The organism is Streptomyces sp. NPDC001604 (genome assembly GCF_042893475.1).
Taxonomy (GTDB): Bacteria; Actinomycetota; Actinomycetes; order Streptomycetales; family Streptomycetaceae; genus Streptomyces.
In genome coordinates this window covers 252648-274941 of sequence record NZ_JBIAUY010000007.1, presented here as the reverse complement: position 1 = coordinate 274941, position 22294 = coordinate 252648, and the positions used below count along the sequence as shown (strand labels likewise).

17 protein-coding genes and 3 pseudogenes are annotated in these 22294 nt (G+C 71.0%); 14 read left to right on the top strand and 6 right to left on the bottom strand.

Annotated features, from left to right (window positions below):
* The first annotated feature begins 72 nt into the window (after positions 1-72).
* On the top strand, positions 73-906 hold the full coding sequence (locus ACFY1E_RS21925; protein WP_389078382.1) for an isocitrate lyase/phosphoenolpyruvate mutase family protein: 834 nt from the start codon (positions 73-75) through the stop codon (positions 904-906).
* Between the two features lie 41 nt (positions 907-947).
* On the opposite strand, the gene ACFY1E_RS21920 is transcribed toward ACFY1E_RS21925, so the two are convergent.
* Positions 948-1364: an SsgA family sporulation/cell division regulator gene (locus ACFY1E_RS21920; protein WP_030936289.1), complete on the bottom strand. Its 417-nt coding sequence runs from the start codon at positions 1362-1364 to the stop codon at positions 948-950.
* A 250-nt stretch (positions 1365-1614) separates the two neighbouring features.
* Between ACFY1E_RS21920 and ACFY1E_RS21915 the strand changes: the two are divergent.
* The 4 genes and pseudogenes from ACFY1E_RS21915 to mmpA all read left to right on the top strand — a co-directional run bounded on the left by ACFY1E_RS21915 (position 1615) and on the right by mmpA (position 4540).
* A pseudogene (locus tag ACFY1E_RS21915) lies at positions 1615-2692 on the top strand (WD40/YVTN/BNR-like repeat-containing protein).
* A 54-nt stretch (positions 2693-2746) separates the two neighbouring features.
* Entirely contained in the window at positions 2747-3079 is a 333-nt protein-coding gene (locus ACFY1E_RS21910) for a plasmid stabilization protein (protein WP_344400296.1), read from the top strand.
* 107 nt (positions 3080-3186) lie between these two features.
* Positions 3187-3870 (top strand): annotated as a pseudogene (locus tag ACFY1E_RS21905) (endonuclease V); the annotation flags it as partial.
* Positions 3871-4396: 526 nt separating this feature from the next.
* Positions 4397-4540, top strand: coding sequence for a morphogenic membrane protein MmpA (gene mmpA / locus ACFY1E_RS21900; protein WP_389078379.1), 144 nt, complete (start codon positions 4397-4399; stop codon positions 4538-4540).
* A 78-nt stretch (positions 4541-4618) separates the two neighbouring features.
* Here the strand turns inward: mmpA and ACFY1E_RS21895 are convergent, their stop codons facing one another.
* The gene (locus ACFY1E_RS21895; protein WP_389078377.1) at positions 4619-5311 is read right to left on the bottom strand and encodes a GAP family protein; all 693 of its coding nucleotides are present in this window, start codon (positions 5309-5311) and stop codon (positions 4619-4621) included.
* A gap of 201 nt (positions 5312-5512) precedes the next feature.
* Between ACFY1E_RS21895 and ACFY1E_RS21890 the strand changes: the two genes are divergently transcribed.
* Positions 5513-6385: a YhjD/YihY/BrkB family envelope integrity protein gene (locus ACFY1E_RS21890; protein WP_389078375.1), complete on the top strand. Its 873-nt coding sequence runs from the start codon at positions 5513-5515 to the stop codon at positions 6383-6385.
* Between the two features lie 118 nt (positions 6386-6503).
* On the opposite strand, the gene ACFY1E_RS21885 is transcribed toward ACFY1E_RS21890, so the two are convergent.
* The gene (locus tag ACFY1E_RS21885) at positions 6504-7682 is read right to left on the bottom strand and encodes a saccharopine dehydrogenase family protein (protein WP_389078372.1); all 1179 of its coding nucleotides are present in this window, start codon (positions 7680-7682) and stop codon (positions 6504-6506) included.
* Between the two features lie 96 nt (positions 7683-7778).
* Here ACFY1E_RS21885 and ACFY1E_RS21880 point away from each other — a divergent pair, with 96 nt between their 5' ends.
* The 5 genes from ACFY1E_RS21880 to ACFY1E_RS21860 all read left to right on the top strand — a co-directional run bounded on the left by ACFY1E_RS21880 (position 7779) and on the right by ACFY1E_RS21860 (position 13897).
* Positions 7779-8000, top strand: a complete 222-nt coding sequence (locus tag ACFY1E_RS21880) for a hypothetical protein (RefSeq protein ID WP_389078370.1) — start codon at positions 7779-7781, stop codon at positions 7998-8000.
* Positions 8001-8122: 122 nt separating this feature from the next.
* Positions 8123-9277, top strand: coding sequence for a CaiB/BaiF CoA transferase family protein (locus ACFY1E_RS21875; RefSeq protein WP_389078367.1), 1155 nt, complete (start codon positions 8123-8125; stop codon positions 9275-9277).
* Entirely contained in the window at positions 9274-10416 is a 1143-nt protein-coding gene (locus ACFY1E_RS21870) for an acyl-CoA dehydrogenase family protein (RefSeq protein WP_389078365.1), read from the top strand. The genes ACFY1E_RS21875 and ACFY1E_RS21870 overlap by 4 nt, the downstream gene beginning before the upstream one ends.
* Before the next feature lie 41 nt (positions 10417-10457).
* Positions 10458-11672, top strand: a complete 1215-nt coding sequence (locus tag ACFY1E_RS21865) for an acetyl-CoA C-acetyltransferase (RefSeq protein WP_389078362.1) — start codon at positions 10458-10460, stop codon at positions 11670-11672.
* A gap of 50 nt (positions 11673-11722) precedes the next feature.
* The gene (locus ACFY1E_RS21860; RefSeq protein ID WP_389078361.1) at positions 11723-13897 is read left to right on the top strand and encodes a 3-hydroxyacyl-CoA dehydrogenase NAD-binding domain-containing protein; all 2175 of its coding nucleotides are present in this window, start codon (positions 11723-11725) and stop codon (positions 13895-13897) included.
* 263 nt (positions 13898-14160) lie between these two features.
* Here ACFY1E_RS21860 and ACFY1E_RS21855 read toward each other — a convergent pair whose 3' ends face one another.
* A complete protein-coding gene (locus ACFY1E_RS21855) occupies positions 14161-14961 on the bottom strand; it encodes a MerR family transcriptional regulator (protein WP_389078359.1) in 801 nt (266 codons plus the stop codon).
* A gap of 219 nt (positions 14962-15180) precedes the next feature.
* Here ACFY1E_RS21855 and ACFY1E_RS21850 point away from each other — a divergent pair, with 219 nt between their 5' ends.
* Both ACFY1E_RS21850 and ACFY1E_RS21845 read left to right on the top strand, forming a co-directional pair.
* Positions 15181-16647 (top strand): amino acid permease, encoded by a 1467-nt coding sequence (locus ACFY1E_RS21850; protein ID WP_389078357.1) that lies wholly within the window; start codon positions 15181-15183, stop codon positions 16645-16647.
* A gap of 371 nt (positions 16648-17018) precedes the next feature.
* Positions 17019-17927 (top strand): PfkB family carbohydrate kinase, encoded by a 909-nt coding sequence (locus ACFY1E_RS21845; protein ID WP_389078355.1) that lies wholly within the window; start codon positions 17019-17021, stop codon positions 17925-17927.
* Positions 17928-18020: 93 nt separating this feature from the next.
* On the opposite strand, the gene ACFY1E_RS21840 is transcribed toward ACFY1E_RS21845, so the two are convergent.
* On the bottom strand, positions 18021-19508 hold the full coding sequence (locus ACFY1E_RS21840) for a M1 family metallopeptidase (protein WP_389078352.1): 1488 nt from the start codon (positions 19506-19508) through the stop codon (positions 18021-18023).
* A gap of 196 nt (positions 19509-19704) precedes the next feature.
* Between ACFY1E_RS21840 and ACFY1E_RS21835 the strand changes: the two genes are divergently transcribed.
* Positions 19705-21654, top strand: a complete 1950-nt coding sequence (locus tag ACFY1E_RS21835; protein WP_389078350.1) for a Xaa-Pro dipeptidyl-peptidase — start codon at positions 19705-19707, stop codon at positions 21652-21654.
* Positions 21655-21834: 180 nt separating this feature from the next.
* Here the strand turns inward: ACFY1E_RS21835 and ACFY1E_RS21830 are convergent.
* Positions 21835-22290: pseudogene (locus ACFY1E_RS21830) on the bottom strand (hypothetical protein); the annotation flags it as partial.
* Positions 22291-22294 lie beyond the last annotated feature (4 nt).

The window sequence follows — 22294 nt, the reverse complement described above, 5'->3', positions numbered from 1 at the left end:
CGGCCCCGGCGCCCACCCAGATGTCGGATTCCTGCCAGCTGCCGCCCGGGAGCGGCTGGTTGAGTGAGCCGCATGACGACCGAGAACCCTCTCCGTGACCGCGCTCTCGCCTTCCGCTCGCTGCACGTGCAGGCCGGCCCGCTCGTGCTGCCCAACGCCTGGGACATCGCGAGCGCCCGCATCGTCGAGGACGCGGGTGCCGCCGCGGTCGCCACCACCAGCGCGGGGCTGTCCTGGGCCCTCGGCGCGGCGGACGGCGACCGGCTGGACCGCGACCGGGCCCTCGCCGCCGTCGCGGACATCGCGGCCGCGGTCGACGTGCCGGTCAGCGCGGACGTCGAGAGCGGCTACGCACAGGACGCCGCGGGCGTCGCCGACACGATCCGCGCGGTGCTCGCCGCGGGCGCGGTGGGCGTGAACATCGAGGACGCGCTGTACGAGGCAGGGGAGGGGCCGTTGCGTCCCATCGGCGAACAGGCCGAGTGGATCGCGGCCGCCCGCGAGGCCGCTGACGCGGAGGGGGTGCCGCTGTTCGTCAATGCCCGGATCGACACGTTCCTCAGGGGAGCGGGCGGAGTGGACGCCACCCTGGAGCGGGCCGCGGCCTTCCTCGCCGCGGGCGCCGACGGCATCTTCGTCCCGGGGCCGACCGACCCGGAGACGGTCGAACTCCTCGTCGACGGGATCGACGGTCCACTGAACGTCATGGCAGGCCCCGGCGCCCTACCCATCCCCGAACTGGCCGCACTCGGAGTCGCCCGCGTAAGCGTGGGCTCGGCCGTCGCCCAGTCAGCCCACGCCCTGGTCCACCGCGCCACACGGGAGCTGCTGGGAGCGGGGACGTACGGGGCGTTGGAGGGAGGCCTCGACTACGGCGAGCTGAACAAGCTGCTGGCGTTGCGCTGACCGCCCCCACCGACCCGGCGGGGCACCTGCCGGCGCAGCGCTCAGCACGCGTCGCGGATCAGCTCCGCCAAGTCATGGTCCAGATCCAGCTGCAGATGCTCCAGCCCCACCGGCACCAGCGCACTCGTGGCGTCGAGGAACCGGCGTATCTCGTGCGACCGGACGTGCACCACGGCGGTGCCCTCGGGGGCGTGGAACTCCAGGACGGTGCGCTCGTAGCCGTACGGCCGCACGCGCACGTCGCCGTGGCCCTCGGGCTCGTGCAGACCGGCCGCGAGGAGTTCGCGCGCGAACGTCCAGCAGACCTCCACGCCCTCCAGGGTGGCAGGCGCCGGGAAGGTCATACGGACCGCGAACGGGTCGCTGCGGTCGTAGTGCAGCTTCGCCGGGATGCTCGGCATGCGCGGCGCGGCGGCGACGAGGCGGGCCTCCACGGGTTGTTCGATGACGGTGGACAACGCCTTGCTCCCTTGTGACGTCTGGGCGGACTTCCGAGTGGATTGGGCCGGGCACTGCTAGAGACGCTGGAATCAGCCAATCCGTGCACACCTGTGTCGAGTGACCTGCGTCACCGCATTCATGCACAGGAGTGACGCAGTCCATTTCCCGTGCACGGATGGGCAGTTGTGGAAAGAGCCGCCATCTGGACGGGACCGGGGGTGTCGGATAGCTTCGCCCGCCATGAGGCGCATGGGGAACACGCGACGAATGAGACCCACCTTTCGGACAGTGGCCGCAGGGGCGGTGTGCTCGGCGGCGCTGGCCGCCCTGACCGCCGTGCCCGCAACAGGCACAGCAGCCCGGCCACCCGGCGCCGCACTGGGAACTCAAGGACACCGGAACGACCGGTGTGCGCTTCCGGGGGCTGTCGGCCGTCAGCCGGGACACCGCCTGGGTGGCCGGGACCGGCGGCACCGTGCTGCGCACCACCGACGGCGGGGCGAGCTGGCGGAACGTCTCGCCGCCGGGCGCCGGCGAGCTGCAGTTCCGGGACATCGAGGCGTTCGACGCGCGGCGCGCCGTCGTGCTGGCCATCGGCGAGGGCGAGGCCTCCCGGGTGTACCGCACCGACGACGGCGGCACGACCTGGACCGAGTCCTTCCGCAACACCGACACCAAGGCCTTCTACGACTGCCTCACCTTCTTCGACCGTCGCCACGGCCTCGCCGTGAGCGACCCGGTGGACGGCAAGTTCCGCATCCTGTCGACCGGCGACGGGGGCCGCTCCTGGAAGGTCCTCCCGAGCGACGGCATGCCGGCCGCCCTGGACGGCGAGGCGGGCTTCGCGGCGAGCGGCCAGTGCCTGGTCGCCTCCGGTCCCTCGGACGTCTGGCTGGCCACCGGCGGCGGTGCACGCGCGCGCGTGCTGCACTCCGCCGACCGCGGGCTCACCTGGACGGCCACCGACACACCGATCCCGGCGGGCGATCCGGCGAAGGGCGTCTTCGCGCTGGCCTTCCGCGACCGCACCCATGGGCTCGCGGTCGGCGGCGACTACCGCCCCGACCAGGCCTCCCCGCAGGCCGCGGCCCGCACCTGGGACGGCGGCCTCAGCTGGCCGTCCGCCGCCGCCCCGCCGCCCGCCTACCGCTCCGGCGCCGCCTGGCTCCCGCACAGCCGCACCGCCGCCCTCGCGGTCGGCCCCACCGGCACCGACCTCACCACCGACGGCGGCCGCACCTGGCGGACCGTCGACACGGGCTCGTACGACACCGTGGACTGCACTGCGGACCTGGGCTGCTGGGCGGCGGGGGAGCAGGGGAGGGTGGCTCGTCTGGAGCGGTGACGCATGGGATGAATGCGGGTACTCGGTCGCGGACTGCGAAAGGAGTGAGCGAGCATGCCCGCAGGTTCCAGCTCCAAGCGTGAGCGCCAGTACGAGCACATCAAGAAGAGCGCGCAGGACCGGGGTGAGAGCACCGGACGGGCCAAGGAGATCGCGGCGCGGACGGTGAACAAGGAGCGCGCCCGGTCCGGCGAGTCCAAGTCCGCCAGCCGCAGCTCCACGAAGGACATGTCATCCGGCAAGCGCGGTGGCCAGCGGTCCGGCCAGGGCTCCCAGGGCCCCACCCGCGACCAGCTGTACAACGAGGCCAAGCAGCGCGGTATCGAGGGCCGTTCGAACATGAACAAGGACCAGCTGCAGCGCGCGCTGAACGCGAAGAAGGGCTGAGTTCCCCGTCCCCCGCGGCAGCAGGGACCCTCCCGCCGTCGCGGGGGTTCGTGCGTCCGGCGCCACGCGCCCGACGCCCCCTCAGGGGCCGTACGCTCGTGCCCATCATGACGACCGTACCCATCCCCGCGGGCTGGCCCGCGACCGAGGAACAGGCCCGCGCCGAACAGGACCGGCTGCGGGCACAGGTGGTGCTCGACGAGCCGGGACCGCCGCCGGGCAGCGGTCATGTCACCGGTGTCGACGTGGCGTACGACGACGAGCGGGACGTCGTCGCCGCCGCGGCGGTCGTCCTGGACGCGGCGACCCTGGAGGTGGTCGCAGAGGCCACGGCGGTCGGCCGCATCTCGTTCCCGTACGTCCCCGGTCTGCTCGCCTTCCGCGAGATCCCCACGGTCCTCGCCGCCCTCGACGCCCTGCCGTGCCCGCCCGGCCTGGTCGTCTGCGACGGCTACGGTCTGGCCCACCCGCGCCGCTTCGGCCTCGCCAGCCACCTCGGCGTCCTGACCGGCCTGCCCACGATCGGCGTCGCGAAGAACCCCTTCACCTTCATCCACGCCGACCCGGACGCCCCGCGCGGCAGCACCTCACCCCTCCTCGCCGGCACCGAGGAGGTCGGCCGCGCCCTGCGCACCCGCGACGCCGTCAAGCCGGTCTTCGTGTCCGTGGGCCACCGGGTGGACCTCGACAACGCTTGCGCCCACACGCTGGCCCTGACCCCGGAGTACCGCCTGCCGGAGACGACCCGCAGGGCGGACGCGTTGTGCCGCAAGGCGTTGCGGGAGGCCGCGGCCCCGAGGAAACCCCTGGCCGACCGCGCGGCGGCGGACCCCACCCGGTCGTGGGGGCGCACCCTGTTCGAGCGTCAGTCCGACCCGGTGACCTGGGCGGGCCATGTGCTCCGGGCGGCGGCCCTGGGGCAGGGGCGGACGCCGGAGATCGAGGCTGCCTTGGAGTTCGCGAAGGACCGCGACCGGTGGAGCCATGGACGCGAGGTGTTCGAGCTGGTCCGCCGCGGATGGGCGGACGAGGAGCAGTTCACGCAGGAGCAGCGGATCGTGTTCCGCCTCGCGGAGCTGGTCGGCAAGGTCGCCCACAACGAGGCCGGGCCTCCGCCGTTCTTCGACCACCACGCGGGGTGGCAGATCGGCCCCCTCGCCTGGCGGCTCGCCGCCGCGGCCGACCCCGCCGTGCGGGACCGGATCGCGGACGCGCTGGGCGAGCGGCCGCCGGAGCCGCTCGACGGGTGATCTGAGTACCCGCACTGAGTACCCGTACGGATGTGGGTGCGGTGCGCCGGTCGGCAGGCTGTGCCGCATGACGACGCACCGCGCTCCCAAGCCCCTGGCCGATCCCAACCGTCCCGTCGAGCGTGCCGTGACGGCCGCGCTGGTCCTTGCCGTGCTGGCGGGGCTCGCCTGGATCGCCGGGATGCTCTACACGGTGGCGGGGTGGTCCTAGCTCCCGTTCTGCGGGTGGCGACAGCGCCGACTCGCGACCTGCACCGCGCGCTCGACGGCGCCTGACCCCACCCCATTCTCATTGGGCCAGTGCGTAGGCACTCTTTCCCACCAGCAGCAGGCCGACCACGACACTGCCGTACACGATCGCCTGTTCCGCGTGGCCCTGCATCCAGGAACGCAGTTCCCTTAGCCGGTGTTGGGCAGACGCCGGTTTGAAGACCACGTACAGCTCCGCTGCGAGCAGAGTGGCGGTCGCGATGATGCAGTACGCGACCAGTACCAGCCAGGTCGTGGGGTCGGAGCCGTCGGCCTCCACCACGGTCACGGCGCCGGCGGCGACGAGCCCCCACGGTTGCAGCAGGATGGCGAGTCCCGCCGCAGGCCAGAGCGCGCCGCGGTCCATCCGGGAGGTGAGGAAGGCGGACGACCTGCCCTTCGACGGCGAGGCGACGGCGCCGGGCGGACCGTGGCGACCGGCCCTTCGGTGCCTGTGGACGCCGTAGACGACCAGCGACACTCCGATGGCGACCTTGATCGCGAGGTTTGCCGTGGACGGAGGCGACCTCGGCTCCGGGGGCTTCCCGCCGGTCACGGTCAGGACCAGAGCGATCACCGCGACGAAACACGTCATCCATCCCGCGATGAAGGCGAGCCCTGTCCGAACGCCCCTGACGGATGCGACCACCAGGACGAACGCCATGAGGGGGAGTGGGTCGAGCGTGATGGCGAGGGCGATGAGCAGGAGGTCGAAGACCATGGGCGATCCCATCAGGCACCGTACGGGTCGAGCCTATGCACGGCAGTGACCCACCGCATCTCATGTGACGGTCGCGCCAGCCTTGTCCCGTTGTCCCGTTGCCCCGTTGCCCCGTGGCCGCGGCAGGGTGCCGTGGCCCGCTTCGTCGCGCACCCTGGAGAGGGAAGGGGCGACGATGGAGAATCGCGGCTGATGCGGCGCGGGGATACGGGCGTGGACTCGCGCGCACCACGGTGGCGTGGCCGTCTCGGGCAACTGACGGTCCGCCTGAAAGCCGCCCACGCGCGCCTGGAGATCCGCTTCCCCGTCATCACAGGACTTCTGGACCGCATGGTGGCGGTGAACATCTTCGACTCCGCCACCCGCATCGCGGCGCAGTGTTTCCTGACCGCGGTCCCGTTGCTGTTCGTGCTGTCCGCGTACGCGCCCGAGTCGGTGCAGACCCAGGTCGTCAAGTCGGTCAGCGCCGTCTTCGGCCTGAGCGGGCAGTCGAAGGCCGAGGTGCAGCAGGTGTTCCAGCCACCGACCGACGACGTGCGCCAGGCGATCGGCGTGGTGGGCGGGCTGATGGTGCTGCTGTCGGCCACCGCGGTGAGCCGCGCGGTGCAGCGGCTGTGCAGACGGGCCTGGCTGCTGCCCCACGGAGCAACGAAAGTCGCTCCGTGGAGGTGGCTCACATGGATCGCGCTGTGGCTCGGCGCATTGGTTGCGCAAGGGCTGCTGCGCGACGGGTTCGGCCTGGGCGCGTGGCTGGGAATTCCGATCGTCGTGGCCGTGCAGACGGCCATGTGGTGGTGGACACAGCATCTGCTGCTGGGCGGGGCCGTCCGCTGGGCGCCCCTGCTGCCGGGAGCGGTCCTCACGGCGATCGCAGTGAGCTGCCTGTCCGTGGCCGCGCACTTCTACATGCCGCGGGCGCTCAACCGGGCCCTGTCCGACTACGGTTCCGCGGGTTCGGTCTTCGTCATGCTGTCCTGGCTGATCGTCGTGTCCGTGGCCGTCGCCGTAGGGCTCAGTGTGGGCGCCGTACTGTCCCAGGAGCCGTTCCTGCGGTGCCGCCTCGGAACTCCGACATCGCCCCCCTGATGCTCCCCGGCCCGGAAAGCCCCGTCAGATGTTTCCAAGGGGAGGGCCTCGTCAGGGGGAGCAGCCTCCGATCAGGCGCGCCGGTCCCGCTCGCTCCTGCGCCTCGCGGAGTGCCGATTCACCGGCTGGACGCCACCCGGAAGGTGATCCCCGCCCGCCGAAGCCGCTCCGTGAGCGCGTCGCCCATCGCGACCGCCGTGGTGACCTGGCCGGCCGTCGGGGGCAGGTCGTCGAAGGCCAGCGACAGCGCCGACTCGGCGAACATCTTCGCCGTCTCGTCGTAGCCGGGGTCGCCGCCCGCGACCTCCGTGAGCACCCGCCGGCCACCGCCCTCGCCCACGAAGCGGACCTTGAACCAGCTCTTCGCCCGCTTCTCGGCGCTCGGCCCCTCGCCGGGCTTGAGCCGGTCGGACAACCAGCGCCGTGCGGGCGGCAGCTGCGCGGCCGCGAAGAGGCCGCCGACGGCCGCGATCCCGCCCACGGCGACGGGCAGGTGCCGCACCGCCGCGTAGTGGCGGTAGCGGAAGTCGGGGCCGTAACGCTCCAGGGCCTTCGCGGAGCGGCCCACGATCTGCGCGTCGATGGTCGGCAGCGGCAGCGCCCAAGCGCCGACCTCCTTCGCGAACCGCGGCACACCCGTGGGCGCTGCGGCCCGCCGCCCCACCAAGCGTGGCTCGTGCCGCTTGCGGTCCCGCTCGGCGGCCAGCATCGGCCGCACCCGTGAGAACTGGTTCAGCGCCGAGGCGAACGTCCCGCCGGAGAAGGTGGCGTCCGCCGTCACGAACCCGTCCACCGCCAGCGGCACGCCCACGGGCAGCTGCCGCACGGTGAAGTACGCGCCCAGGTCATGGGGGATCGAGTCGAACCCGCAGGCGTGCACCAGCCGCGCCCCGGTCTCACGCGCGCGTGCATCGTGGCGGACGTACATCAGGTCCACGAACTCGGGCTCACCGGTGAGGTCGAGATAGTCCGCACCGCTGTCCGCGCAGGCGGCGACCAGCTCTTCGCCGTACGTCACATACGGCCCCACCGTCGTGGCCACCACGCGCGCGTGCTCCGCGAGTTCGCGCAGCGACGCCGGGTCGGCCACGTCCGCCCGCAGCACCCCGACCTTCCCGTTGCCGGGGAGTCGCTCGCGCAGCCGCTCCAGCTTCTGCTCGCTGCGGCCCGCGATCGCCCAGCGCAGATCGTCGGGCGCATGCGCGGCGAGGTACTCCGCGGTGAGCGTCCCGACGAAGCCCGTGGCTCCGAAGAGCACGATGTCGTACGGACGGTCCGTCCTGTTCAGCCTGCTCATGACACCCCTCGGTCCGCAGCACGCGCCGTTGTCGGTGGCCGAGGCTAGCGTGAAGAGTGCGGAGCCCGACGACGAGCCCGGAGGTAAGCGGTGACCGTGCCGAGGAATGCCCTGAAGAAGTGGGAGAAGGTGCGCGAATTCGCCCTCACCGCCCCGGGCGCGGAACCCGCCGGGTACGGGCTGGGCAAGGCCGGCTGGGTCCGCATCCCGCTTGCGGAGCAGGGCGCCCCGGCGGCGGAATTGCTGTGCGACTGGGTGGAGGAGAGCTACCGGGTGGTCGCACCGAAGCGGCTGATAGCCGACCTGGACGCTCGTTGAGCCGCATCCATCCTCCGGCACAACTTGGCTAAGCGCTTGCTCTCCCAGGTCTTGTGTCCGCTGGAACGTGTTCCTAACATCATTAGTGTTACAGCAGTTGTGTCACAACCCCTGGGGACTGCATGGCAGAGGCAAAGACGCCTGGACACGGCCCGCTCTCCGGCGTGCGCGTGGTCGAGCTGGCCGGTATCGGGCCCGGCCCGTTCGCCGCCATGCTCCTCGCCGACCTCGGCGCCGACGTCGTCCGCGTGGACCGCCCCGGCGGCGTCGGGCTCGCGATCAACACGGAGTACGACATCACCAACCGCAACAAGCGCTCGGTGATCGTCGACCTGAAGTCCGCGGACGGCGCCGCGCGCGTCCTGGACCTCGCCGCGCGTGCCGACATCCTGATCGAGGGCTACCGCCCGGGAGTGGCCGAACGCCTCGGCGTGGGCCCCGAGGCCTGCCACGCCCGCAACCCGAAACTCGTCTACGGCCGGATGACCGGCTGGGGCCAGCAGGGCCCCCTCGCCCACCGCGCCGGCCACGACATCGCGTACATCGCCCTCACCGGCACCCTCGGCATGATCGGCAGCCCGGACGAGCCCCCGGCCGTCCCCGCCAACCTCCTCGGCGACTACGCGGGCGGCTCCCTCTACCTGGTCGTCGGCGTCCTCGCCGCCCTCCACCACGCGCGCGTGGGCGGCACCGGCCAGGTCGTCGACGCCGCCATCGTCGACGGCACCTCGCACCTCGCCGCGATGATCCACGGCATGCTCGCCGCCGGCGGCTGGCAGGACCGCCGCGGCGCCAATCTCCTGGACGGCGGCTGCCCGTACTACGGCACCTACGAGACGGCCGACGGCAAGTACATGGCCGTCGGAGCCCTGGAACCGCAGTTCTACGACGAGTTCGTGCGCGTCCTCGGCATCCCGGAGCACGCCGACGCCCGCAAGGACTGGACCCGCTGGGGCGAGCTGCGCGAAGCGGTCGCGGCCGGCTTCAAGTCCCGCACCCGGGACGAGTGGACGGCCGTCTTCGAGGGCTCCGACGCGTGCGTGGCGCCCGTGCTGTCCCTGCGCGAGGCCCCGCACCACCCGCACCTCGCCGCCCGCGGCACCTTCACCGACCACGGCGGCATCACCCAGCCCGCCCCCGCACCCCGCTTCTCCGCCACCCCCACGGCCGTACGCACCGGCCCCGCGCAGCCCGGCGCCGACACCGCCGACGTGGCACGCGACTGGGACGTACCCGCTCTCCTGAAGGACCAGGAACTCATGAAGGGCTCCGAATGAAGCGGCAGATCTTCGCCCCCGAGCACGACGCGTTCCGCGCGACCGTGCGTGCCTTCCTGGCCAGGGAGGTGCTGCCGTACTACGAGCAGTGGGAGAAGGACGGCATCGTCTCCCGCGACGCCTGGCGGGCGGCCGGCAAGCAGGGCCTGCTCGGACTCGCCGTGCCCGAGGAGTACGGGGGCGGCGGCACCTCCGACTTCCGCTACGCCACCGTACTCGCCGAGGAGTTCACCCGAGCGGGCGCTCCCGGGCTCGCCCTCGGACTGCACAACGACGTCATCGGCCCGTATCTCACCGGCCTCGCCACCGACGAGCAGAAGCGGCGCTGGCTGCCCGGCTTCTGCGACGGGTCGATCATCACCGCCATCGCCATGACCGAGCCCGGTGCCGGGTCCGACCTCCAGGGGATCCGTACGCACGCCGAGGACCGGGGCGACCACTGGCTGCTCAACGGAGCCAAGACGTTCATCTCCAACGGGATCCTCGCCGACCTGGTGATCGTCGTCGCGAGGACGACACCGGAGGGCGGCGCCCACGGCCTGTCCCTCCTCGTCGTCGAACGCGGCACGGACGGCTTCGAGCGCGGCCGCAACCTCGACAAGATCGGCCAGAAGGCGCAGGACACGGCCGAGTTGTTCTTCACCGACGTGCGCGTGCCCAAGGAGAACCTGCTGGGCACGCTCAACGGCGCCTTCGGCCATCTGATGACCAACCTCGCGCAGGAGCGCCTCAGCATCGCCGTCGCCGCGATCGCGGCCGCCGAGCACCTGCTGGAGATCACCACCGAGTACGTCAAGGAGCGCGAGGCCTTCGGCCGGCCGCTCGCCACCAAGCAGCACATCCGCTTCGAGATGGCCGAGATGGCCACCGAGTGCGCCGTCACGCGCGCGTTCCTCGACCGCTGCGTGGAGGAGCACTCGGACGGCCGGCTCGACGCGGTGGACGCCTCCATGGCCAAGTGGTGGGCGACCGAACTGCAGAAGCGGGTCGCCGACCGCTGCCTCCAACTGCACGGCGGCTACGGCTACATGACCGAGTACCCGGTCGCCCGGGCCTTCACCGACGGCCGTATCCAGACCATCTACGGCGGAACCACCGAGATCATGAAGGAGATCATCGGCCGTTCCCTGCTGGGCTGAAGCTCATCGCCCGGCCCACCCTCACCCCGAAAGGCCTTCCAGTGAGCACCGAAGCGTACGTGTACGACGCGATCCGCACCCCGCGCGGCCGCGGCAAGGCGAACGGCTCCTTGCACGGCACCAAGCCCATCGACCTGGTCGTCGGGCTCATCCAGGAGATCCAGGGCCGCTTCCCGGGCCTCGACCCGGCGGCCATCGACGACATCGTGCTGGGCGTCGTCGGCCCCGTCGGCGACCAGGGCTCCGACATCGCCCGCATCGCCGCCGTCGCCGCGGGCCTCCCGGACACGGTCGCCGGCGTACAGGAGAACCGCTTCTGTGTGTCCGGTCTGGAGGCCGTCAACATGGCCGCCGCCAAGGTCCGTTCGGGCTGGGAGGACCTGGTCCTCGCGGGCGGCGTCGAGTCCATGTCCCGGGTGCCGATGGCCTCCGACGGCGGCGCCTGGTTCAACGACCCGATGACCAACCTCGCCGTCAACTTCGTGCCGCAGGGCATCGGCGCCGACCTGATCGCCACCATCGAGGGGTTCTCGCGGCGTGACGTCGACGAGTACGCGGCGCTCTCGCAGGAGCGGGCGGCCACGGCCTGGAAGGAGGGCCGCTTCGACCGCTCCGTCGTCCCGGTGAAGGACCGCAGCGGTCTGACGGTCCTCGACCACGACGAGCACCTGCGCCCGGGCACCACCGCCGACTCCCTCGCCAAGCTGAAGCCGTCCTTCGCGGACATCGGCGAGCTGGGCGGCTTCGACGCGGTGGCCCTGCAGAAGTACCACTGGGTCGAGAAGATCGACCACGTCCACCACGCGGGCAACTCCTCCGGCATCGTCGACGGCGCCTCGCTGGTCGCGATCGGTTCGAAGGAAGTGGGGGAGCGGTACGGGCTGCGGCCGCGCGCGCGGATCGTCTCCGCCGCCGTCTCCGGCTCCGAGCCGACCATCATGCTCACCGGCCCGGCGCCCGCCACCCGCAAGGCCCTCGCCAAGGCCGGGCTGACCATCGACGACATCGACCTCGTAGAGATCAACGAGGCCTTCGCGGCAGTCGTCCTGCGCTTCGTCAAGGACATGGGCCTGTCCCTGGACAAGGTCAACGTCAACGGCGGCGCGATCGCCCTCGGTCACCCGCTCGGCGCGACCGGCGCCATGATCCTCGGCAGCCTCGTCGACGAACTGGAGCGCCAGGACAAGCGCTACGGCCTCGCGACCCTCTGCGTCGGCGGCGGCATGGGCATCGCCACGATCGTCGAGCGCATCTGAACACCCGGCGGAACCAAGAGACTTCACAGACTTCAACGGAGACCCCCGTCATGACGCAGAGCACCACCATCCGCTGGGAACAGGACCGCACCGGCGTCGTCACCCTCGTCCTGGACGACCCGAACCAGTCCGCGAACACCATGAACCAGGCGTTCCGCGACTCCCTCGCCGTGATCACCGACCGTCTGGAGGCCGAGCAGGACTCCATCCGCGGCATCATCCTCACCTCCGCCAAGAAGACCTTCTTCGCCGGCGGCGACCTGCGCGACCTCATCCGGGTCACCCCCGAGACCGCGCAGGACCTCTTCGACGGCGGCATGGCCATCAAGCGCCACCTGCGCCGCATCGAGACCCTCGGCAAGCCGGTCGTGGCCGCGATCAACGGCGCGGCCCTGGGCGGCGGCTACGAGCTCGCGCTCGCCTGCCACCACCGGGTCGCCCTCGACACCTCCGGCACGAAGATCGGCTGCCCGGAGGTCACCCTCGGCCTGCTGCCCGGCGGCGGTGGCGTCGTGCGCACCGTACGCCTGCTGGGCATCGCCGACGCGCTGCTGAAGGTGCTGCTGCAGGGCACCCAGTACAACGCGCAGCGCGCCCTGGAGAACGGCCTGATCGACGAAGTGGCCGCCACGCAGGACGAGTTGCTCGCCAAGGCCCGCGCCTTCATCGACGCCAACCCCGAGTCGCAGCAGCCCTGGGACAGGCCCGGCTACCGCATCCCGGGCGGCACCCCCGCCAACCCCAAGTTCGCGGCCAACCTGCCCGCCTTCCCGGCCAGCCTGCGCAAGCAGACGGGCGGCGCGCCCTACCCGGCGCCGCGCAACATCCTCGCGGCTGCCGTCGAGGGCTCCCAGGTCGACTTCGAGACGGCGCAGGTCATCGAGGCGCGCTACTTCGTGGAGCTGGCCGCCGGCCAGACGTCCAAGAACATGATCCAGGCCTTCTTCTTCGACCTCCAGGCCGTCAACTCCGGCGCCAACCGCCCCAAGGGCATCGAGCCGCGTCCGGTCCGCAAGGTCGCCGTCCTCGGCGCCGGGATGATGGGCGCGGGCATCGCGTACTCGTGCGCCCGCGCGGGCATCGAGGTGGTCCTGAAAGACGTGTCGCTCGAGGCGGCCGTCAAGGGCAAGGGCTACTCCGAGAAGCTGTGCGCGAAGGCGGTCTCCCGGGGCCGCACGACGCAGGAGAAGGCAGACGCGCTGCTGGCCCGCATCACGCCGACCGCCGACCCGCAGGACGTGGCGGGCTGCGACGCGGTCATCGAAGCCGTGTTCGAGAACCCGGAGCTCAAGCACAAGGTCTTCCAGGAGATCCAGCACCTCGTCGAACCGGACGCGCTGCTGTGCTCCAACACCTCGACCCTGCCGATCACCGCGCTGGCCGAGGGAGTGGAGCGCCAGTCGGACTTCATCGGTCTGCACTTCTTCTCGCCCGTGGACAAGATGCCGCTCGTGGAGATCATCAAGGGTGAGCGGACGGGCGAGGAGGCCCTCGCGCGCGCCTTCGACCTGGTCCGCCAGATCAAGAAGACGCCGATCGTCGTCAACGACTCGCGCGGCTTCTTCACCTCCCGCGTGATCGGCCACTTCATCAACGAGGGTGTCGCGATGGTCGGCGAGGGCATCGAGCCCGCATCCGTCGAGCAGGCGGCGGCCCAGGCCGGGTACCCGGCCAAGGTCCTCTCCCTGATGGACGAGCTGACGCTCACGCTCCCCCGGAAGATCCGCAACGAGTCGAAGCGGGCCGTGGAGGAGGCGGGCGGCACCTGGCCGACGCACCCGGCCGAGGCGGTCATCGACCGCATGGTCGACGAGTTCGGGCGCACGGGGCGCAGCGGGGGAGCGGGCTTCTACGACTACGACGAGGCGGGCAAGCGGGTGGGGCTGTGGCCCGGGCTGCGCGAGCACTTCACCAAGCCGGGGCATGAGATTCCGTTCCGGGACATGCAGGAGCGGATGCTCTTCTCCGAGGCGCTCGACACGGTGAAGCTGCTGGAGGAGGGGGTGCTGACGTCGGTGGCCGACGCGAACATCGGGTCCATCTTCGGGATCGGGTTCCCCGGCTGGACGGGGGGTGTCCTGCAGTACATCAACGGCTACGAGGGCGGGCTGCCGGGCTTTGTGGCACGCGCGCGTGAGCTGGCGGACCGCTATGGGGAGCGGTTCGCGCCGCCGGCGCTGCTGGTGGAGAAGGCGGAGAAGGGGGAGCGGTTCACGGACGCGTGACCCTCGCGGCGGCGGTGCGCGGAGGGTGTTTCGCCCCCGCCGCCCCTTCCCATTCCCGTCCCCTGGGGGCTGCCGCCCCCAGACCCCCGCTTCGGCCTGCACGGCCTCGTCCTCAAACGCCGGACGGGCTGAGATGGGCTGAGCCAAATTCAGCCCCTCCGGCGTTTGAGGAGCGGGGGTCCGGGGGCTGGCCCCCGGGTCGGGACGGGAAGGGGCGGCGGGGGCGACATCCGTCGGTCCTGAGCGGGCAGACGCTCAACGTGTCAGGAGGCCCGACCCGCCTCTGAGACGCCACGCTCCGAGACGGGTTCCTCCGGGACACCTTCCTCCGGGAGGTCGAGTGAGGCGTCCAGCCACTGGTGCACCTCCTCCTTCAGCGACCGCTGGAAGGTCGTCAGCAGCGCCTGCACCACGATGGGCTGCATATGCGCGGACAGCGACTTCACGTCCCGCTCCGCCCGCTCGGACACCTCGCCCCGGAACAGCTGGGACAGCTCGTGCGCGGCGGCCCGCGAATGCTCGATCAGCACCCTGCGCGCCGCGAGGATCGCCTCCTCCGACAGCGGTACGTCGAGGAGCTGCACGGCGAGCCGGAGCAGGCCGGAGTCGACGCGGTACGACTCCCCGTCGCGCCGGATCACATTCATGGCGCACAGCCGCTCGACCTCGTCCTCGGCCAGCGGCCGTCCCGCCCGGCGCCGCAGCTCCGCCGCGCTCACGGTCTCCACGATGTCCGGCGCCCAGGACGCCACCACGGCCCGGTGGATCGCCAGGTCGTGGTGGCTGAGGCCGGGCGGCAGCTGCGCCATGTACCGCTCGATCGCCGCCAGCGTCATGCCCTGGTGCTGCAGCTCCTCGATCAGCGCCAGCCGGGCCACGTGCTGCTGCCCGTAGCGGCCCACCCGGCGCGGACCGATCTCCGGCGGCGGCAGCAGCCCCTTGGTTCCGTAGAACCGGACCGTGCGGACCGTGACGCCGGCCCGCGCCGCCAGTTCGTCGATCGTGAGCGTCGGCTCCGCGGTGTCGCCGTCCGGGTCGCTGCCGGTGTCGGTGTCGGTCGTCATGTGCAGCAGTATCGCTGTCACACCAGTACTGCGAAACCCGGTACGAGGGGCCCGTGAGGCTTGTGAGAAGTACCGCTGTGTGATCCATGCCATCGCATGCGCGCCGACACCTGGGGAAGGTGCCGCGTTGGTCCGCGTCTTCGACCGAAGAGCGCCGACCGAGTACGTCCGGACAGCCGAGCGCGACCCGCTCGGGCGCACCAGAGAGTGGAACCACCTGTGAGCAAGGACGCCGTGGACACGGCACAGGCCGCCACCCGGACCGACGCGGCCCAGGTGCCCGCGGACGCGGGAGACGCCGGCTACAGCAAGGACCTCAAGGCCCGCCACGTCAACATGATCGCCATCGGCGGCGCCATCGGCACCGGCCTCTTCCTGGGCGCCGGCGGCCGCCTGCACAACGCGGGCCCGGCCCTCGCACTCGCCTACCTGGTGTGCGGGATCTTCGCCTTCTTCGTCGTCCGGGCGCTGGGCGAACTGGTCCTCTACCGCCCCTCCTCCGGTTCCTTCGTGTCGTACGCGCGCGAGTTCCTCGGCGAGAAGGGGGCGTACGTCGCCGGCTGGATGTACTTCCTGAACTGGTCGACGACCGGAATCGCCGACATCACGGCGATCGCGCTGTACACGCACTACTGGAGCATGTTCACGAGCATCCCGCAGTGGGTGCTCGCACTGATCGCGCTGGCCGTCGTGCTCGCCGTGAACCTGATCTCGGTGAAGATCTTCGGCGAGATGGAGTTCTGGTTCGCGATCATCAAGGTGGCCACGCTCGTCGGCTTCATGCTGATCGGCATCTTCCTGCTGGCCACCCGGCACGAGGTCGGCGGCCGGACCCCGGGCCTGTCCGTGATCGCCGATCACGGCGGCGTCTTCCCGCACGGCGTGATGCCGGTCGTCCTCGTCATGCAGGGCGTGATCTTCGCGTACGCCGCGCTGGAACTGGTCGGCGTTGCCGCAGGCGAGACCGCCGAGCCGGAGAAGGTCGTCCCGCGCGCGGTGAACTCCATCATGTGGCGGGTGGGTCTCTTCTACGTCGGCTCGGTCGTCCTGCTGGCCCTGCTGCTCCCCGGTTCGGTGTACTCGGCGGACGAAAGCCCCTTCGTCACGGTGCTGTCGAAGATCGGTATCCCGGCGGCGGGCGACGTGATGAACCTGGTGGTCCTGACGGCCGCGATGTCCTCGCTGAACTCGGGCCTGTACTCGACGGGCCGCATCCTGCGCTCGATGGCGACGGCGGGCTCTGCCCCCAGGTTCACGGCGCGCATGAACCGCAGCCAGGTCCCCTACGGCGGCATCCTGCTCACCTGCGCGGTGTGCGTGCTCGGCGTCGGCCTCAACTACCTGATGCCGAGCCAGGCCTTCGAGATCGTGCTGAACGTGGCCTCCCTCGGCATCGTCTCGACCTGGGTGATCATCATGGTCTGCCACCTGGTCTTCGTCCGCCGCGCCAAGGCGGGCCTCGTCACCCGCCCGTCCTTCCGCCTTCCCGGCAGCCCGGTCACGGAGATCACCACGATCGCCTTCCTGCTCGCCGTACTCGCCCTCATGTGGAACGACCCCGAGGTCGGCCGCAAGACCCTCCTGCTCATCCCGGTGATCGCCGCCATGCTGGTCGCCGGCTGGTTCGCGGTACGCCGCAGGGTCGTGAGCAACGGCGACCAGGAACTGACCGAACTGACGAAGTAGCAGGCCAGAGCCACTGTCAGTGGCATCGCCTACGGTGGCGTCATGTCGGAGATCATCCATGTCCGGGGTGAGGCCACCGATCCCTCCGGATTGCGTCACTGGCCGGAGCCGGAGCCGGCGTACGGTCAGGGATGCGCCCTGGAGGGGGGCGGAGCTGTGACATCAGCGGCTCCGCCGCGGGGCCCGACCAGCCACCCACCAACCTGCAGCTGCCCGACGTCCGGTGGACCCACGGCGATATAGCCTGCCAACCCGGCAGAGCGTCTGCGCGCACTGCCGGAGGTGAATGTCCCGCATCGAACCGCTGATCACCGAGCGGCTCGTGAAGCGGGACATCAAGGTCAGCGTCTACGACCATGGGAGGGCCAGAGTTGAGCCGTGAAACCGACGTCCTCGTGCTGGGCGGTGCCGGCGTGGACACCATCGTGTATGTGCCGGAGCTGCCGCTGCCGTACGCCGACAGCTACATGATCGAGTCCGGGATCCGCACTCGCGCCGGACAGACCGGCGACTTCGTCGCCCTTGGGCTCAACGCCCTCGGCCTGCGCGTCCATCACCTCGACATGCTCGGTGACGACCCCGAGGGCGACCTCGTCCGCGCCCTGCACCGGGACAACGGCATCGCGCTCAGCGCCGTCCCCCACCCCGCCGGCACCAAGCGCGCGGTCAACCTGGTCGGCCCCGACGGCAGACGTCTGTCGCTGTACGACGTGAGCCGCACGCAGGGCGTGGACCGCTTCCCTGAGGACACGGTGCGCGCGCTGGCGGCGGCGAGCCGCCACGCGCACGTCGCCATCACCCAGCCCTGCGCAGATGCGCTGCCACTCCTGCGCGAGTCGGGCGCCACCATCTCCACCGACCTGCACGACTGGGACGGGAAGAACCCGTACCACGAGCCGTTCGCGCAAGCCGCGGACGTCGTCTTCCTGTCCGCTGCCGCGCTGTCCGACCCCGAGCGCACGATGCGCCGGATCGCCGATCGGGGCCGGGCCCAGGTGGTCGTCGCCACGGCCGGCGCGAAGGGCGCGTACCTCCTGGCCGACGAAGAGCTGACCCATGTACCGCCCGTCGCACCGCCCGCCCCGGTGGTGGACTCCAACGGCGCGGGCGACGCTTTCGCCGCAGCCTTCCTGCACGGCTGGCTGAACCGCGAAACCCCACAGCGCTGCGCCCTGTACGGCAGCATCGCCGGCGCCCACGCCTGCACGATCCCTTCGACGGAGACGGAGGCAATGAGCCGAGAGGAACTCCTGGAAGCGGTGAGTGCAGCGGGCCAGTAAGGGGCGCGGGGCTGTGACATCAGCGGCTCCGCCGCGGGCCGCGACCAGCCACATCCGTTCCGCAGTCCCCGCACCACCGAACCCGGCAGTTCCTCAGTGGACGTCGTTCGTCGCTTCGATCTTCTTCCACGACCTCGGCCGCACCGAAGCAGCCGTCGACTTGGCGACAGCCACTGCCTTCGCCGCCGACGCCGCAGGCTTGCTCGGCTGGAACAGCCAGGTGTCGAACAACGAGGACAGGGACTTCCCCGACACCTGCTCGGCGTAGGCCTGGAAGTCGGCGACAGAAGCGTTGCCGTACGCGTGCGTCTGCGGCCACCCCTTCAGAATGGCGAAGAACGCATCGTCGCCGACCGCGTTCCGCAGCGCCTGTACCGCCAGCGCCCCGCGGTCGTAGACAGCGATGTCGAACTGGTTGTCAGGCCCGGGGTCGCCCGGCTTGACCGTCCAGAACGCGTCGTCCGCGGGGTGCGAGGCGTACACGTAGTCGGCGAGCTGCTGCGTCGTGCCCTCGCCCTCGTGCTCGGACCACAGCCACTGCGCGTACCGCGCGAAGCCCTCGTTGATCCAGATGTCCTTCCAGCCCTTCAAGGACACGCTGTCGCCGTACCACTGGTGCGCCAGCTCGTGCACGACCACCGAGGTGTTGGAGCCGTTCGCGAACTGCTTCGGGCTGTAGTACACACGGGTCTGCGTCTCCAGCGCGTACCCGGTGGTCGTGTTGGGCACGTACCCGCCGGCCGAGCTGAAGGGATACGGCCCGAAGTAGCCGCTCAGCCAGTCGACGAGCTCCCCGGTGCGCTCGACGCTCGCCCGCGCAGCCCCGTCGTTGTCGCCGAGGTCCTTGCTGTAGGCGTTGACGACCGGCACACCGCCCTCGGAGGTGCTGGTCGTGATGTCGAACTTGCCGACCGCCAGCGTGGCCAGATAGGTCGCCTGCGGCTTGTTCTCCCGCCAGTTGTAGCGGGTCCAGCCGAGCTTCGAACTCGTCGACTGCAGCGTGCCGTTGGAGATGGCCTGGGTGCCGTCCGGCACGGCCACCGACACGTCGTAGGTCGCCTTGTCGAGCGGGTGGTCGTTGCTGGGGAACCACCACCAGGCCGCCTCGGGCTCGTCCGCCGCGACGGCTCCGTCCGGCGTGCGGTGCCAGGTGTTGAACCCGTACGCGCTCTTGGTGGACGGCACTCCGCTGTAGCGGACCACCACGGTGATCGGCGTGCCCTTGGCCAGCGGCGTCTTCGGCGTCACCACCAGCTCGTGCTGGCCCGAGGTCGCGAAGGACGCCTTGACCCCGTTGACCCGCACCTCGCTGACGTCCAGCAGGAAGTCCAGGTCGAAGCTGGAAAGGTCCTGCGTCGTCTTCGCGAGAATCGTGGCCGTACCGGCCAACTCGTCGGTGGCGGGCTGGTACTGGAGCCGCAGGTCGTAGTGGGAGACGTCGTATCCGCCGTTGCCGTAGGCCGGGTAGTAGGGGTCGCCGATGCCCGGTGCGCCGGGGGAGTAGCTCGCGGCCGACGCCGGGATCGCCAGCATCAGGGACGCGGCAGCGAGTGCGCCCGGCGTGATGATTCTGCGGTGCACGAAAGCTCCAAGTCGTAGGAGTACGAGGTCTGTTCGGAGCCTATTCAGTCCCTGTGGCCCCGGGCATGTCCATGGCCCCACGTGTCACACGATCGCCATTCGGCCGACATGAGCAACCGCCCCCGCCCCCTCACGGACCTCACAGGCGTCCGATTGCACTCTTCTGTACGGGAGTTGACCGTTGTACCGTCCGCGCATGCCCATACGCATGCGCTTCACGACCTGGAGACCGCTCGCAGCGGCGGCCGTAGCCGCCCTCATGGCAGCGTTCCTCACTCCCGCGGCGGCTCACAGTGCCCCGCAGGAGAGCCAGCCCGTCTACTCCTACGACAACGCCATCCGCGAGGCCGTATGGGTGGACACCGGACTCGACGGGGACGGCGACGGCAGGGCCGACCGGGTCGCCGTCGACATCGTCCGCCCCCGCGAACCCGCCCAGCAGGGCCGCAAGGTTCCGGTCATCATGGACGCCAGCCCCTACTACTCCTGCTGCGGCCGCGGCAACGAGAGCCAGAAGAAGACGTACGACGCGAACGGCAACGTCGTCCAGATGCCGCTGTTCTACGACAACTACTTCGTGCCGCGCGGCTACGCCTTCGTCGGCGTCGACCTCGCCGGCACCAACCGCTCCGACGGCTGCGTGGACGTCGGCGGCCGCAGCGACATCCAGTCCGCGAAGGCCGTCGTCGACTGGCTGAACGGCCGGGCCAAGGCGTACACGACCCGCACCGGCACCACGACCGCGAAGGCGGCCTGGACCAACGGGAAGACCGGCATGATCGGCAAGAGCTGGGACGGCACGATCGCCAACGGCGTCGCCGCCACCGGCGTCAAGGGCCTCAGGACCGTCGTCCCGATCAGCGCCATCTCCTCCTGGTACGACTACTTCTTCGCCAAGGGCGCCCCGCTCTACGACTCCGGCCCCGACTGGCTCTCGAACTATGTCGACAGCCCCGACGCCCGGGCCAAGTGCGCCGCCGTCCAGCAGAGGATCGTCGACGGGGCGCCGCGCACCGGCGACTGGACGCCGTTCTGGACCGAGCGCGACTACGTCAGGAACGCGAGCAAGGTGCGGGCCAGCGTCTTCCTCGTGCACGGCATGCAGGACCTCAACGTCCGCACCAAGCACTTCGGCCAGTGGTGGGACGCTCTCGCCAAGAACGGCGTCGAGCGCAAGATCTGGCTCTCCCAGACCGGCCACGTCGACCCCTTCGACTTCCGCCGCGGTGCCTGGGTCGACACCCTGCACCGCTGGTTCGACCACGAACTCCTCGGCTACGACAACGGCATCGACCGCGAGCCCATGGCCGACATCGAACGCCACCCCGACCAGTGGGTGACCTCGCGGTCCTGGCCCCCGAGCGGCACCCGCATCACAACCCTGCGCCCGGACCAGGGCACGCAGGCGGGCATCGGCGCCCTCGGCCTCACCAAGGGCGACGGCACCGAGACCTTCACCGACAACCCGCAGCTGAGCGAGACCGACTGGGCCGCGAAGATCGACACGTCGACCCCCGACAAGGCCGGCTTCGTCACCAAGCCCCTCACCCACGACCTGCGCCTGTCCGGCTCCTCCAAGGTCACCGTCACCGCGACCCCCACCACGAAGACGGCCCACCTCTCCGCCGTCCTCGTGGACCTCGGCCCGGACACCATCCGTGACTACGCCGACTCCGCCGAGGGCATCACCACCCTCACCGACCGCACCTGCTGGGGTGCGAGCACGGCGGGCGACAGCGCCTGCTTCAAGGCCACCGAGGCCAAGAAGACCGCCGTCGACTACACGGTATTCAGCCGCGGCTGGGCCGACCTCGGCAACTACGCCTCCGACCGCAAGGGCGTCCCGCTCACCCCGGGCAAGCCGTACACCATTACCCTGGATCTCGCGGCCACGGACCACGTCGTCCCGGCCGGCCACCGCCTCGCCCTGATCGTCGCGGGCACCGACAAGGACCTCATCGACCCCCCGACCGACAAGCCGACCCTGACCCTGGACCTCACCCACACCTCGGCCGACGTCCCGCTGGTCGGCGGCGCGGCAGCCTTCGCCCGCGCCACCTCCGGCAAACCGTCGGCAGTACCTGCGGCCACGCAGCTCAAGGGCGTACGCAATCCGGGCGCCGCACACCGCGTGCCCATCGGCTGAGCGGGCTGCGCAACGTCCCCGACGGCTCAACAGCGGATTTTCAGGGGCGCGGGGCTATCTCAATTTGAGGCTCCGCCGCGTGGGCGCGACCAGCCACGACGGCGCAGCAGACGACAAACAACGCACCCCGCGGAGCGCTGGGCGGCCGGGCAAGCAAACCCGGCCGCCTCCTCCGCAACCCCCGGCCCCGCCATGCCCATAGTTGTGCACCAACACCCGCCCACCGGGCAGGACTTCACCCTCCAGCCGCATCACCAACCGGCTCCGGCGCGACCAGGCATCGTCATCCGCAGTGCCGCCCAGCAACAGCCGGCCGGGCGGCGGCCCACGTCCGGATGCCCGGGTTCTCCACAACCACGGTGCAGTTGACGACCACCGGCGCGTCCGCCTCCGCGAAGTCGGCGACCGTAAGCTCCTCCAGCACCCCACCCGCCCTCACCAACCGCTCCCGCAGCCCGGGCACTCGGGCGGCCGCCGATGCCTCGGCCCGGTCGAGATCCGCCGCGCCCAGTACTCCTTCGACCATGCGTACGCCGGTCGCCCCGGGCCGCCGCGCTCCGCGAGGACGACGGCCGTCGTCAGCCCTGTGACCCCGGCGCCCACCACGATGACATCGTTGTTCCGCACGTTGTCCACGCGG

What these genes read in the sequence shown, in the direction of transcription:
- ACFY1E_RS21925 (WP_389078382.1), top strand. Translation starts at nt 73, where the DNA reads ATGACGACCGAGAACCCTCTCCGTGACCGCGCTCTCGCCTTCCGCTCG.
- ACFY1E_RS21910 (WP_344400296.1), top strand. Translation starts at nt 2,747, where the DNA reads ATGCCCGCAGGTTCCAGCTCCAAGCGTGAGCGCCAGTACGAGCACATC.
- mmpA (WP_389078379.1), top strand. Translation starts at nt 4,397, where the DNA reads ATGACGACGCACCGCGCTCCCAAGCCCCTGGCCGATCCCAACCGTCCC.
- ACFY1E_RS21895 (WP_389078377.1), bottom strand. Translation starts at nt 5,311, where the DNA reads ATGGGATCGCCCATGGTCTTCGACCTCCTGCTCATCGCCCTCGCCATC.
- ACFY1E_RS21885 (WP_389078372.1), bottom strand. Translation starts at nt 7,682, where the DNA reads ATGAGCAGGCTGAACAGGACGGACCGTCCGTACGACATCGTGCTCTTC.
- ACFY1E_RS21875 (WP_389078367.1), top strand. Translation starts at nt 8,123, where the DNA reads ATGGCAGAGGCAAAGACGCCTGGACACGGCCCGCTCTCCGGCGTGCGC.
- ACFY1E_RS21870 (WP_389078365.1), top strand. Translation starts at nt 9,274, where the DNA reads ATGAAGCGGCAGATCTTCGCCCCCGAGCACGACGCGTTCCGCGCGACC.
- ACFY1E_RS21860 (WP_389078361.1), top strand. Translation starts at nt 11,723, where the DNA reads ATGACGCAGAGCACCACCATCCGCTGGGAACAGGACCGCACCGGCGTC.
- ACFY1E_RS21855 (WP_389078359.1), bottom strand. Translation starts at nt 14,961, where the DNA reads ATGACGACCGACACCGACACCGGCAGCGACCCGGACGGCGACACCGCG.
- ACFY1E_RS21835 (WP_389078350.1), top strand. Translation starts at nt 19,705, where the DNA reads ATGCCCATACGCATGCGCTTCACGACCTGGAGACCGCTCGCAGCGGCG.